A 13,219-nucleotide genomic window follows, 5' to 3' on the forward strand; every position below is an offset into this window, starting at 1 on the left:
TTCTTTGGGGTTCAGGTGGAAGATCAGTTTAAGCCCTATTTCAGAAAAAGAGCCCCTAAACGGAAACGGTTATTTCTGGCTCGCCTTGAACAGCTTCTGCTTTTCTTCTTTGGTGAGGCTCTCATACCCTGAGACCGAAATCTTGTCCAGAATCTGGTCAATCTCCATCTGCGATGGCGTTCCGTGGGCACTGGTGCCGCCGCTTGGCCCCGCTGCGGAAGAAGTGGCCGCGTACGGGCGGTCTGGGTTCTTGTAGGAAACCTTCAGCCGTGACCGCCGCTGGAACAGCCCTCTGAAGAAGTCCAGCACCGCCTGCACCGGACGGCCCCAGTCTGACCCGCGCTGTAGTTGCCTGATGTAGAAAAAGCCTAAAATGGCCCCGCCCAAGTGGGCGATATTTCCGCCGGCGTTACTTCCCACGGCTCCGGAGATAGACAGCAGCACCATGACCGCCGCTATATACTTGATCCGGATAGGGCCCAGCAGAATGAGGTTGAACGTATAGTTAGGCAAAAGCGTGGCCGCCGCCACCATCACGGCAATCACGCTGCCAGAGGCGCCCATCATGAAAGAATCGCCGCGCAGTTGCAGGTACGGGATGGTATTGTAGGTGAGCAGGTAAAACAAGCCTCCGGCCAAGCCGCCCAGCACGTACAGGTTCACCAAACGCTTGTCGCCCAGATATTCTCTAATCAGCATCCCGAACCAGTACAGGTTGAGCAGATTGAACAGAATGTGGAAGAACTCCAGATGGGTGAAGAAATAGGTGAACAGCGTCCAGGGCCGGTATGCGAACAGCGTGAGGTCTGAGGAAATCACGAAGAAGGTAAGCAGGTAGCTGAAAAGCCCGCCAGACCCGCTCAGGGTCATAATAGTGCGCAGGATAATCAACACTGCAAACACCACCACATTGATTAAGATGAGCTGGTGCAGGGAGTTGTTCCCCCGGCTGAACGCCGATTTGATATCGTCAAAAATACTTGTCATAGGTTAGTAGAAGTTATTGCGTCTCCGTTCCCAGAGTTTGAGCAAAATAAACGCAAAGAGCATCCCGCCCAGGTGGGCGAAGTGCGCTACGTTGTCGCCGGGCATACGGTTTACGCCTGAGTACAGTTCAAACGCCCCGTACATAAACACGAAATATTTGGCTTTGATGGGAATAGGGAAAAACAGCAGCATGAGTTCTGTGTTGGGGAACAGCATGCCAAACGCCATCAAAATCCCAAACACCGCCCCCGAGGCGCCCAGCATAGGGCTGTTGAGCACTACCTCACTCAGACCAGACGCGTAAGCCTTGGACTGCATGATGGCCGATGCATTGGTTGGGTTGCGGTTGAACTCCACCAGAAAAGACTCCATGTTCCGCATGTTGATCCCGGCCGTCTCCAAGAGGTTCTTAAAGTCAATAGGGTCTGGGTTCTGCATGTAGGCGGTTACCCCATCCAACACCAGGCTGATCTCATAGTACCGGATAGACGAGTACAGCAAACTGGCCCCCAATCCGGTCACCAGATAGAAGATGAGGAAACGCTTCTCGCCCCAATAACGCTCCAGCAACGGCCCGAAGATGAATAAACTGAACATATTCCCGAACAGGTGCATGAGGTTGGCGTGCATGAACATGTGCGTTACGAACTGGTGCGGCCGGAACAACTCTGACCGCATATCATGCAGGGCAAACAGCTCAGTAGGGAAAAGCCTATCGCTCAAAAAGTACATAAGTACGTTAATGATAAGCAGGTTACGCACCATGGGCGTGATGGGTGGCATAGCGAAGGGTTTAGTAAGTACAGTAAATAGGAAACGTAGAACCTGGGCAAAAGTATAAACCTTCGCCCATTCTCTCCCTCATAAACGGCCAAAAGTACGGGTTCTGTCTCCGCTCTACGCAGAAACGTACGTTACAGGTACCTCCTTTTGCCTATCTTAACCCCTCGTTTTATCTACGTGCTCGGCGGCCGTGCTGTCAGTTCCTCAGGAAAAGGTCCTGTAACTGCTCGGTCTTGAGAATCACCAGCGTTTTCTGGCCCCCGGGCGTATAATTGGGCACCTGGCACCCAAACAGACGGTCTACCAGCGCGTTCATCTCCTGGTCACTCAGGCGGCCCGTGAGGCGGGAGGCAACCCGTTTGGCCATGGCCCGGGCCAGGTTCTCCTGCCGGTCTACCTTTAAGGCACTCTGGTTGTTTTTGTATTGCTCCAGCAGGCCTTCAATGAGTTCCCGTTCATCGCGCAGCGGAATCTCTGCCGGTATCCCGTTCACCACTAGTGTGTTGTTCCCAAAATCATTGAAGACAAACCCCAGCGCGGTAAATTCCTCAGAGAGCTCCATCACCAGAGAAAAGTCGGCGGGCGAGAGTTGCAGGGTCTGCGGGAAAAGCAGTTGCTGCGAAGCGCCCGTGCGTTTGCCCAGAGCCTGGCTGTATTTCTCGTACAGAATCCGTTCCTGCGCCGCCTGCTGGTCTACCACCATCAAGCCGGACTTTACCTGCACCATGAGGTATTTCTGGTGCACCTGCAGGGTTTTGGAACCACCGGCCACACTGCCGGCCGCCGCGAAGGCATCTTCCTCCTCGGGGAAAAGGCTGCTGTCTTCAGAAGTAGCCCGCGACACCTCACGGGTAGGTGTGGAGCCAAAGTATTCTCTTTCCGTTTCACGGGGCTGGCTGCCTCCTCCGGAAGCCCGGCTGGTAAAAGTGGTTGCCTGGCTAGGGGCCGAAGAAGCTCTGGGCGCCTGGGCCGGAGCCGTGTCAAAGTCCATGGAAGCCGGAAACTTCATGGGTTGCAGCGGTATATAATTCACATCGGCCCCAAAATCCAGAGACGGGGTGATGTTGTGCAGCCCCAGGCTCTGTTTCACCGCCGCGCGCACAATGGCGTACACGGTTTTCTCGTCCTCAAACTTAATCTCCGTTTTGGTGGGGTGCACGTTGATGTCAATGGTCTCGGGGGCTATTTCCAGGAACAGCACGTAGAACGGGAAGCTGTCTTTGGGCAGCAGGCCCTCATAGGCGGTGAGCACCGCGTGGTTCAGGTACTGGCTCTTGATGAAGCGGTTGTTCACGAAAAAGAACTGCTCGCCCCGGCTTTTCTTCGCAAACTCAGGTTTTCCAATGTACCCCCTCACGGTCAGAAACGGCGTGGTTTCTTCGCAGGAGGCCAACTGTTCTTTGTAGTCTTTGCCAAAGACACTCACAATGCGCTGGCTCAGTTTACCGGCGGGCAGGTTAATGACCTCCACCTCGTTCTGGTACAGGGCAAACGCAATCTCCGGGTTAGCCAGCGCCACCCGCTGGAACTCATCCAGAACATGGCGCATCTCTACCGGATTGGTTTTAAGAAAGTTGCGACGGGCAGGCACGTTGAAAAACAGGTTCTTCACGCTTACCACCGTGCCTTCGGCCATGGCCACCGGCTCCTGTTTGACCACCTCATTGCCTTCAATGGTGAGGCAGGTACCCAGTTCGCCTCCCCGGGGCCGGGTTTTCAGTTCTACCTGGGCCACGGCCGCAATAGACGCCATGGCCTCTCCCCTAAAGCCCATGGTCCTGATCCGGAACAGGTCTTCGGTGGTTTTAATCTTGGAGGTGGCGTGGCGCTCAAAGCACATGCGGGCATCGGTCTCGGTCATGCCCACGCCATCATCCACCACCTGAATCAGTTGTTTCCCCGCATCTTTAATGATCAAGGTCACACTGGTGCTTTGCGCGTCTACGCTATTTTCCAACAACTCCTTCACCACGGAGGCCGGGCGCTGCACCACCTCGCCGGCGGCGATCTGGTTGGCCAGGTTCTCGGGCAATAAACGGATAATATCTGTCATACAAACTTCCCTGCGTAGTATAATTTTAGCGCCTTTGGTAGGTGAACCAGCCGTGCAACCGCTTGGTTCAACCAACTTTTAAGGCATAAAAGCAAAATTTTGAGTAATATTACCAGCTTAAACAGCGGCCTAACTTCCCTCACCCTCTGTTGGTTCACTGCTTTGCCTCCCCTGTCCCGGCCAATGTGCCGGACTGCCGGTAGAGGCCGAAGAGGACACCGCAGGAGGATTCGCGCTGAACATTTCCGTTTAGGAGCCGTTTTTCCCAAAACGAGCCCAAAACGCCTCAGCGCCAGCTTAGCCGCGGCTAGTTTCTCTCTGCGAAATTAGCCCTATGAAACAGTTATTCAAATTAAATTACGCGTTGCGAAATGCTAAAGCGATATAGCCTGGGGCTGTTGACGGTGGTAATGGGTGCCTGGTGGGTTCTATCGGGGTTCGGGCCCAGGGGCCGGGGCAACATTTCTGTTCAGGAGCAGCGCTGGGTTGACAGTGTGTACCAATCCCTTACGCCAGACCAGCGGCTGGGGCAGCTCTTCATGGTGGCCGCCTACTCCAACAAAAGCCAGAGTCACGTGCGGGAAGTGGAAAGCCTGATTACCCAATATGGCATTGGCGGCGTCATGTTCATGCAGGGTGGCCCGGTACGCCAGGCCAAACTGACCAACCGTTACCAAAGTATCTCCAAAGTACCGCTGCTGGTGGCCATTGACGCCGAGTGGGGCCTGGACATGCGCCTGGACAGCAGCATGCACTTCGCCAAGCAGATGACTCTGGGCGCCCTGCCCGATGACCACTACGTGTACCTGATGGGCCGTGAGATTGCCCTCAAGCTTAAACGCTTGGGCATCCATGTCAATTTCTCGCCGGTGGTAGACGTGAACAGCAACCCCAAGAATCCCGTGATTGGCAACCGCTCCTTCGGCGAAAGCAAAGAGCAGGTTACGGCCCGGGGCATCGCGTACATCAAAGGTTTGCAAGACCACGGCATTATTGCGGTAGCCAAACACTTCCCCGGCCACGGTGACACCGACGCCGATTCCCATTTCTCGCTGCCGGTGCTTACCCATGACATGGCCCGCCTCACTGAAGTAGAGTTATACCCCTTCAGGCGCTCTTTTGACGCGGGTGTCATGGGCGTGATGGTAGCCCACCTGCACGTACCCAAGCTAGATTCCATCGCCAACCGGGCGGCCACGCTGTCTCCTTATCTGGTCAATGACCTGCTCAAAGGCAAAATGCAGTATGAGGGTTTGGTGTTCACGGATGCCCTCAACATGAAAGGCGTGACCAAATACCACAAACCCGGTGAGGTAGACGCCCTGGCCCTCAAAGCAGGCAATGACGTGCTGCTGTTTTCTGAGGATGTGCCCAAAGCCATTGCCAACATCAAACAAGCCCTTGCTGACAGCACCATCACCGAGCAGGAAATAGAACTGCGGGTAAGAAAGATGCTGCACGCCAAGTATTGGGCAGGGTTGAACCAGTACACCCCGGTAGAGGTAGAGAACCTCTCACAAGACCTGAGCCGTCCCGTAAGCCAGGTACTGCAGCAGCAATTGTATGAACAGGCGGTAACGGTGGTAGCCAACAAGAATGACCTGTTGCCCTTCCGGGTACTTGACACCACCGTATTTGCCACGGTAGCCGTAGGCGCTGACCTGAACAACACCTTTACCCAAACCTTGGAGAAATACGCTCCTTTCAGGAAGTTTGCCATTCCCAGCCGCTTTGCCCCAGACAGCGTGTACGCGGGCATCAAGCGAGATATAGCCGACGCCGACGTAGTGGTAGTTTCGCTCCATAAACTGAACAACAACCCCGGGAACAATTTCAACCTGTCTGGCAACGCTTTAGGGTTCATCAGGGAACTGCAGCGTGACCCCACCAAAAAAGTAGTGGTGGTGGTGATGGGCAACGCCTACAGCCTCCGGAACTTTGAATCCATTGATTGGCTGGTGTGCGGGTACGAAGACAATGACGTTTCGCGTAGGGTAGTGCCCCAGGTGCTGTTTGGGGCTTTGCCCGCCAACGGCCGCCTGCCCGTGACTGCTTCCACCAAATTTAAGGCCGGTAGCGGGATTTCTACTCCATCCCTGAGTCGTCTTAAATATTCTATGCCTGAGAGTGTGGGCATGAATTCTTCCATTCTAAAACAGATTGACAACATTGCCTTAGAGGCCATCGCGTATGCGGCTACTCCGGGTTGTCAGGTGCTGGTGGTAAAGGACGGCACCGTGGTCATGGAGAAAGCCTACGGTCACTACACGTATGAACGCAACCAGCCGGTTACGGAGAAAACCATCTATGATTTGGCCTCCATCACCAAAGTTGCCGCCACCCTACAGGCGGTCATGTTCCTCAAAGACCAGGGCCGTCTGAAGCTGGATGAAAGATTAGTAACCTATCTTCCGGAATTGAAGGGCTCCAACAAAGCCAGCCTTACCGTGCGCGATGTGCTGCTGCACCAGGCCGGTCTGGCCGCCCACATCCCCTTCTGGAAACAAACCATGGTCAACGGCACGCTCAATCCCTTGTACTATGACAGCCTCCCGTCAGTGAAGTACCCAAATCTGGTAGTTCCCGGCGTGTACAGTAACCAATCACTGGAAGATTCGGTCTGGAAATGGACGGTTACGTCTGAGCTGGTTGGAAGAAGAACCGCCAACGGCAAGTTTGAATACCGCTACTCAGACCTGGGCCTGCACATTATGAAACGGATAGCGGAGCGCCTGCTCAACCAGCCCCTCCCCGACTTCCTGGAGCAAAACTTCTACGCCCCGCTGGGCACCAGCACACTTACCTTTAACCCGCTGGACAAGTTCCTGAAAGAGCAGATCGCCCCAACGGCCCCAACTTCGGCTTACAAATCAGATACGCCGCTGCAAGGCACGGTGCATGATGGGAACGCGGCCCTCTTAGGGGGCAAGGCCGGGCATGCCGGTCTGTTTTCCAACGCCAATGACCTGGCCATTCTCATGCAGATGGATTTACAGAACGGGAACTACGGCGGGCAGCAGTATTTCAAGACGCCGGTGGTGACTGAGTTCTCCCAAAATGCCAGTAAAGACAGTCGCCGCGGCCTGGGTTGGGACAAACCGGAACCCGAAGGCAACGGTCCCACCTCTGACCTGGCTCCGCTCAGCACCTTTGGGCACACCGGTTTCACAGGTACCGGCACCTGGTTAGACCCAGAGAACAATATTATTTATATCTTTCTTTCTAACCGTGTCTATCCTGACGCAGAGAATGATAAGCTGCTCAAGTACAACATCCGGACCCGTATACACGACGTAGTATATCAATCGTTAGAGCCTAAACCGTAACTTAGCGGCAAACCTATACACGCATGAAGATTGGAATTGTATGCTACCCTACTTTTGGCGGTAGCGGAGTGGTGGCCACGGAGTTAGGCAAGGCTCTGGCACAGAAGGGGCATAAGATACACTTTATCACGTACAGCCAACCTGCCCGCCTGGATTACTTCAATGAGAACCTCTTCTACCATGAGGTGAACATCCCCAATTACCCGCTGTTCCAATACCCGCCCTATGAATTGGCGCTGGCCAGTAAAATGGTAGACATTGTGCAGTTTGAGCATTTAGATGTGCTGCACGTGCACTATGCCATTCCGCATGCCTCGGCGGCCTTTATGGCCAAGCAGATCTTACAGAGCAAAGGGATTCAGATCCCGGTCATCACCACGCTGCACGGCACAGACATCACGCTGGTGGGCAAAGACGCTTCTTATGAACCGGTGGTCACGTTCAGCATTAACCAGTCAGATGCCGTTACGTCTGTTTCCCATGACCTGCGCAAAGAAACCTATGAGCATTTCCCTATAGAGAAAGACATTGTGGTCATTCCTAACTTTATCAATCTGGAGCGTTTTCAGAAGCAGCGGAAAGACCACTTCAAATCTGCCATTGCGCCCTTCGGGGAGAAGCTGCTGGTGCATACCTCCAACTTCAGGGGCGTGAAACGCATTGGCGACATCATCAAGATCTTCTCCAAGGTGCGGGAGAAGATTCCGTCCAAGTTGTTGCTGGTGGGCGATGGGCCGGAGCGCCCCAAAATGGAGAACCTGTGCCGCAAGCTGGGCATCTGCCAGGATGTGCGCTTTTTGGGCAAACTGGAAGCCGTGGAAGAACTCCTCTCCGTTGCCGATGTCTTTTTGATGCCCTCAGAGAAGGAAAGCTTCGGGTTGGCGGCATTGGAAGCCATGGCCTGCGAGGTTCCCGTGATCTCTTCCAACGCCGGTGGTCTGCCAGAGCTCAACGTGCACGGCGTAACCGGTTTTGTGAGCAACGTGGGCGACGTGAAAGACATGGTCAAGAACACGCTCTTCCTGCTCCAGGACGACCAGCTGCCCACCTTCAAAGCCAACGCCCTGGCCCGCGCTAAAGAGTTTGAGATAGGTAAAATTGTACCACTCTACGAACAGGTGTACCAGCAGGCCGCCGACGCAGTGCGCAGCCAAGTGTAACCTAATGCTCTTAATTCTTCTTAAAAACACTCTACCCGTTTAGGGGCTCTTTTTCAGAAAAGAGCCCCTAAACGGGTAGTACCTCACCATAAAACCTGTACCCAATATTTCTATGAAACCACAGCATTCCACAGATAACCCCTGGACTACCTTAGAATCTAAACCTGTTTACAGCAACCCCTGGATCAGCGTGCGCGAAGACCAGGTGATTAACCCAGGGGGCGGGCAAGGCATTTACGGGGTGGTGTCTATGAAAAATAAGGCCATTGGAATTATTCCGGTAGATGAGGAAGGCAACACCTGGCTGGTGGGCCAGTACCGCTACCCCCTTCACGAATATTCCTGGGAGATTCCCATGGGTGGCGGCCCTGTGGAACTGGACGTGCTGGAGTCGGCTAAGCGGGAGCTCAAGGAGGAAACCGGTTTCACCGCCACCCAGTGGACCAACATCGGTCGCATCCATACCTCCAACTCCGTGACCGACGAGGAAGGCTTCATCTTTCTGGCCGAGGATTTAACTCCGGGCGAAACCGAATTTGAGGAGACGGAGGACATCAAGATCTGGAAACTGCCCTTGCCCGAAGCCGTGCGCATGGTCATGGACAGCGAGATCACCGATGCCATTAGCGTGGCCGGCCTGCTGAAGGCCGAGAAAATCCTCTTAACCCGCCGACCTAAATAACTCTTTTCTTTGGCACTTTGTGCGGGTGGGAAGCGTTGCCGTTTAGAGGCTGTTTTTCCAAAAACAGGGCAAAACAAGCTTTGCCAGCCGCGCATATGGCGCTTTTCTTAATAATTACTAATTTTGGGAAAGATGAAAAGGTTAACAGGAATCGGCAAAAAAATCTACTCCGTGTGGTGTACCACCTGGTTTGTGTTACCGTTTCTCACTTCTTACCCCCTGTTCAGAGTACTCATCTCTAACCCTAAGCGGTTAAAGCACGCGCATACCTTAAACCGTTTATGGTCTAAGTTCCAGTTGCGCATGTACCTGATGCCGGTCACGGTAAAAGGCATGGAGCACCTGGACCCGGCCCAGAAATACGTCTTTGCGCCCAACCACAGCTCGTACATAGACATTCCCATGATTCTGGCCGCCGTGCCCGGTTTCCTGAACTTTGTGGGCAAGAAGTCTTTGACCAAAGTGCCGCTGTGGGGGAAAATCTATGATGCCCTCTACATCTCCGTAGACCGCGACAGCCCCATCAGCAGCGCCAAAGCCTATATCGCCTCCAAGCAAAGCCTGGATGCCGGCCGCAGCGTGGTCATTTTTCCCGAGGGGAAAATCTCGCCGGAGTCTGGCCGCAATCTGCTACCGTTCAAAGACGGTCCTTTCAAACTGGCCATTGAGAAACAGGTGCCGCTGGTGCCTATTACCATGCCGTACAACCACCTGTTCCTGCCAGACGTGAAGGGCAAACTCATCATCCGGTACCATCCGCTGGAGATGATCATCCATCCGCCTATTTCCACCATCGGGTTAACCCTGAAGGATTTGGAAACCCTGAAGGAACAGACGTTCACCCTTATTCAACAGACTTTAGATCAGAAAAACAATGAGCACCAACATAGAAACCTTACGCCAGCTGGCGCACTTAGCCCGGCTAGAGTTTGATGAGACCAAAGAGCAGGAAATGCTCAAAGACCTGAACAACATCCTGGATTGGGTAGACCAACTCCGCCAGCTGGACACCCAGAACGTGGAACCGCTCATTCATATCTCAGAGGAACTGAACGTGATGCGCGAAGACGTGGCGCAAAATACGGTTCGGCATGAAGATGCGCTGCGGCTGGCCCCACGCAAAGACTCAGACTATTTCAGAGTTCCTAAAGTACTGGAGTAAGCCTGAATGAAGCTTTTCCCGTTTTGGCCATCGGTGGAGCCTGGCCGTCGTTTTTTGTATTTCCTGTTAACGGCCATGGTGCTTGGTGCCATGGCCTTAAGCTTTTACGGTTTTTTCAAAGGACAGGACCTCGTGTTCCCGCTGGAGAAACAAGCCGAGCTTTTCCCCGCCGAGGCCCATCTTTCCCCTTCATCCCCGCTGCTCACGCCCCTGCGCGTAGAAGTAAACGCCTACCTGGTCACCGAGCGGTATGTGATAGGTGACATGCAGCTTCCTCTCTGGGCCACCTGGGCCTATTTTGTGGGATTGGTGGTTGCGCTTACCTTCTTCTGGACGCTGGCCAGCACGCTTAAGCGGATGCCATACTATGGGGCTGTGCTCCTGGGCATGCTCTGGCTCTCCACCTTCAACCTGGATTTACTGGATATCTTCTCCCAGACCAGCAACCTGTTGCTGCTGGTGGCCTTGGTAGTCTTAGGAGGAGGTAGTTTTCTGTTTCAGGCTTTCTGGACCCAGGTATCTTTTTTGCTGCGCTTTCTGTTTTTTGGCGTGCTGCTGGTGCTTCTCAGCGGAGCGCTGTTCTATTTTTCGCCGTTGCCGGCTGAGCTCACAGCCCTTCATGTGGTTAATTACAGCACCCTGGCTAGTTTTGTGGCCTCTCTGCTGTTCATGGTGTTGGTAGCCTATGAGAACCTGCACGGCCTGCTGTGGTTCAATACGCAGGCCCAACAGCCACAGAGAAGGTTTGGTTTGGTGCAGTTTGTGCTCATCAGTGTCTTGTACCTGGGTAATTTACTCCTGCTGTACCTGCGCCAAACGGGCATGCTTGATTTTGATTTCACGGGGCTTGATGCACTGCTGGTTTTCCTTTGCTCCGCACTGGTGGGCCTATGGGGACTCAAACAACGACAGGGTCAGTATCTCCGCTTTTTCAGGTTTGAAACCGAGGCCGCGCCTTTGTACCTGGTGTTGGCCCTGCTCACGTTCCTGAACCTGGGCTATGCCTTTCTGTTGGCCAATGATCCTTTGGTGCAGGCCTACCGCAGCAGCGTCATCCTTACCCACCTGGCGTACGGGGTGGCCTTCTTTATTTATGTGCTGGTCAACTTCGGGCCGCTCATTAAGCAGAAGTTGCGGGTGTATAAAGTGGTGTATGATCCAAGGCAACTGCCTTACTTCACAGTCTACCTCATGGGTACCGTGCTGGTGGTAGTCATGCTTTTGCGCAGCAACTACGCCGCTTATTTACAGCACCAGGCGGGTTACTACAACTACCTAGGGGATCTATACCGCCAGACGGAAGACAGCCCGCTCCTGGCGGAGCAGTTTTATAACGAAGCCAGTATCCAGTCCAGAAACAACCAGCGCTCCAGTTTCTCGCTCGCCGATCTGTACCGTTTGGGGGGCAGCCGAACGTTGGAGATGAACCGCCTGCAGGAAGCGCTGGAAAGGAAACCTTCGCCGGAGGGGTATCTGCGCTTGGCTAGCCTCTTCACTTCGTCTTCAGATTTGTTTGACCATCTGCGCATTTTGCAGGAAGGCGTGAAACGGTTCCCAGAGCATGCTCCCCTTCTGAACAACCTGGGGCTGTTGTATGGCACTACGTCCTTTGCTGACTCAGCAGGACATTATTTAGACGCAGCCTTGGCCCAAAGCAAGGAACCGGAGGTGATTCAGGCCAATCAGTTATCCTTCTTAGCCAGTCACGGTTTTGCCCAACAGGCCAAGGAATTTGCCCAAAAATACGAGGCAGGAACATACGGGCCCTTACTCACCAACCGGGTAGCCATTGCCCTGGCACTTGGCGCTCCTGCACCAGCAAACTTACCTGCCCTGCCCACAGATAGCACCCTCAGCACGCAGATGTTCGCGCAGTACTATAATCGACAGCTTTTGTCTGGAACCAAGCAAGACAGTACTGCTACCTTCTCCCAACTGAACAGTCTGCTCCGGCAGGAAGAGAACCAGGCGTTTCTGGATGACCTTACTTTGATAAAATCCTTACTCTTGCAGCAAGGCACGGCTTCTCCCCCTCAACCGGCAATGGCCAAAACCACGCTTGAGTTTCTGGCGACAAACAGCGGCGGAGCGGCAGGATATTATTATGACATTCTGGGCCAGTGGATGCTCCAAAGCAAACTTTACCCCTTGGCCGCTGAATATTTCCAGAAGGCGCGCCAGGCCGGTTACCGAGATGCCCATTTACACGCCGTGGTGGCTTCGGCTTTGGCCGGAAATTTCTCGCAGGCGCAGCAGATTACTTTTAGTACAACTAATTTCCCAGAACCCTGGCAACAGAAGGCCGCCATGCAGGTAGCCATTGCCACCCAATTAACTCCCGTGCAAGCCGTTTCTGCGCCAGATTCGCTTAAAGTTCGTTTTTTAGAGTTACATGCCGCCGCGCTGCCCCTTGCCCAGGTAGAAGAAATAGCCAATACCATTACTACCCCGGCCCTAGCCCCGGTGGCGGCGTTGCCCTTGGTGGAACGGTACCTACAGGAAGGAAATGTTACCACGGCACAAAATCTACTCCGCATCCACTTCCCAGAAAGCTTTCCTAAGAACCTGCTCAAGTCGCAGGCCAACGTACTGCAGGCGGAGCTGTGGCGGCAAACCGGGAACTGGCAGGAACTACAAGCGCAAATAACCAAGCTTTATTTTGCGGCGCCAGATGCCGGGGTGCCACTTTATTACCAGGCTTTGCTCGCGCAGCGTAATAAAAACCCCAAGGCCGCGACTAATCTTTACAACCAGCTGTTACGGCGGGCTCCCGGGTCTGAAGAAGGCCATCTGGCTGCCGCCGATTTCTTCGTGAACCTGAAGCAGCCCATGCGGGCTTACAACCTGTTACTGGAGGGCATTGGCTACAACCCGGCTTCAGTGGTACTTAGAAAAGCCTATGTTAAAGTGGCGCTGGCGCAGGGCCTGCGGGACTACGCCTTGCAGGGCCTGGAGCAGCTGGAACCTTTGGTAAGTCCTCAGGAATACGCTACCTTTAAACAAGAAATAGAGCCCCAACTCAAGGCCAGCGAGGCCCTGCAGCAGGAATGGCAATAACAAAAACCA

9 protein-coding genes are annotated in these 13,219 nt (G+C 54.0%); 6 read left to right on the forward strand and 3 right to left on the reverse strand.

What is annotated here, in order from left to right:
• Positions 1–69 precede the first annotated feature (69 nt).
• From EFA69_RS08095 to mutL, 3 genes are all read right to left on the reverse strand, one after another.
• Entirely contained in the window at positions 70–987 is a 918-nt protein-coding gene (locus tag EFA69_RS08095; protein ID WP_123132595.1) for a rhomboid family protein, read from the reverse strand.
• Between the two features lie 3 nt (positions 988–990).
• A complete protein-coding gene (locus EFA69_RS08100) occupies positions 991–1,770 on the reverse strand; it encodes a rhomboid family intramembrane serine protease (RefSeq protein WP_123132596.1) in 780 nt (259 codons plus the stop codon).
• A gap of 196 nt (positions 1,771–1,966) precedes the next feature.
• Positions 1,967–3,823 (reverse strand): DNA mismatch repair endonuclease MutL, encoded by a 1,857-nt coding sequence (gene mutL / locus EFA69_RS08105; protein WP_123132597.1) that lies wholly within the window; start codon positions 3,821–3,823, stop codon positions 1,967–1,969.
• 371 nt (positions 3,824–4,194) lie between these two features.
• Between mutL and EFA69_RS08110 the strand changes: the two genes are divergently transcribed.
• From EFA69_RS08110 to EFA69_RS08135, 6 genes are all read left to right on the forward strand, one after another.
• Complete coding sequence (locus EFA69_RS08110) at positions 4,195–7,149, forward strand: glycoside hydrolase family 3 N-terminal domain-containing protein (protein ID WP_123132598.1); 2,955 nt, start codon at positions 4,195–4,197, stop codon at positions 7,147–7,149.
• 23 nt (positions 7,150–7,172) lie between these two features.
• Positions 7,173–8,309: an N-acetyl-alpha-D-glucosaminyl L-malate synthase BshA gene (bshA, locus tag EFA69_RS08115; protein WP_123132599.1), complete on the forward strand. Its 1,137-nt coding sequence runs from the start codon at positions 7,173–7,175 to the stop codon at positions 8,307–8,309.
• 112 nt (positions 8,310–8,421) lie between these two features.
• On the forward strand, positions 8,422–8,991 hold the full coding sequence (locus EFA69_RS08120; RefSeq protein ID WP_123132600.1) for an NUDIX domain-containing protein: 570 nt from the start codon (positions 8,422–8,424) through the stop codon (positions 8,989–8,991).
• Between the two features lie 132 nt (positions 8,992–9,123).
• Positions 9,124–9,924, forward strand: a complete 801-nt coding sequence (locus EFA69_RS08125) for a lysophospholipid acyltransferase family protein (RefSeq protein ID WP_123132601.1) — start codon at positions 9,124–9,126, stop codon at positions 9,922–9,924.
• Positions 9,866–10,153 carry an Asp-tRNA(Asn)/Glu-tRNA(Gln) amidotransferase subunit GatC gene (gene gatC, locus EFA69_RS08130; protein WP_123132602.1) on the forward strand — a complete coding sequence of 96 codons (288 nt, stop codon included), beginning with the start codon at positions 9,866–9,868 and terminating at the stop codon, positions 10,151–10,153. Before EFA69_RS08125 ends, gatC begins: the two co-directional genes overlap by 59 nt.
• A gap of 6 nt (positions 10,154–10,159) precedes the next feature.
• Positions 10,160–13,210 (forward strand): tetratricopeptide repeat protein, encoded by a 3,051-nt coding sequence (locus EFA69_RS08135; protein ID WP_123132603.1) that lies wholly within the window; start codon positions 10,160–10,162, stop codon positions 13,208–13,210.
• Positions 13,211–13,219 lie beyond the last annotated feature (9 nt).

The sequence above is a fragment of the Rufibacter immobilis genome (assembly GCF_003721565.1).
In the GTDB taxonomy this organism is placed as follows: domain Bacteria; phylum Bacteroidota; class Bacteroidia; order Cytophagales; family Hymenobacteraceae; genus Nibribacter; species Nibribacter immobilis.

Bases quoted from the DNA above. Each gene is read 5' to 3' on its own strand.
- EFA69_RS08095 (WP_123132595.1), bottom strand. From the start codon at position 987: ATGACAAGTATTTTTGACGATATCAAATCGGCGTTCAGCCGGGGGAAC.
- EFA69_RS08100 (WP_123132596.1), bottom strand. From the start codon at position 1,770: ATGCCACCCATCACGCCCATGGTGCGTAACCTGCTTATCATTAACGTA.
- mutL (WP_123132597.1), bottom strand. From the start codon at position 3,823: ATGACAGATATTATCCGTTTATTGCCCGAGAACCTGGCCAACCAGATC.
- EFA69_RS08110 (WP_123132598.1), top strand. From the start codon at position 4,195: ATGCTAAAGCGATATAGCCTGGGGCTGTTGACGGTGGTAATGGGTGCC.
- bshA (WP_123132599.1), top strand. From the start codon at position 7,173: ATGAAGATTGGAATTGTATGCTACCCTACTTTTGGCGGTAGCGGAGTG.
- EFA69_RS08120 (WP_123132600.1), top strand. From the start codon at position 8,422: ATGAAACCACAGCATTCCACAGATAACCCCTGGACTACCTTAGAATCT.
- EFA69_RS08125 (WP_123132601.1), top strand. From the start codon at position 9,124: ATGAAAAGGTTAACAGGAATCGGCAAAAAAATCTACTCCGTGTGGTGT.
- gatC (WP_123132602.1), top strand. From the start codon at position 9,866: ATGAGCACCAACATAGAAACCTTACGCCAGCTGGCGCACTTAGCCCGG.
- EFA69_RS08135 (WP_123132603.1), top strand. From the start codon at position 10,160: ATGAAGCTTTTCCCGTTTTGGCCATCGGTGGAGCCTGGCCGTCGTTTT.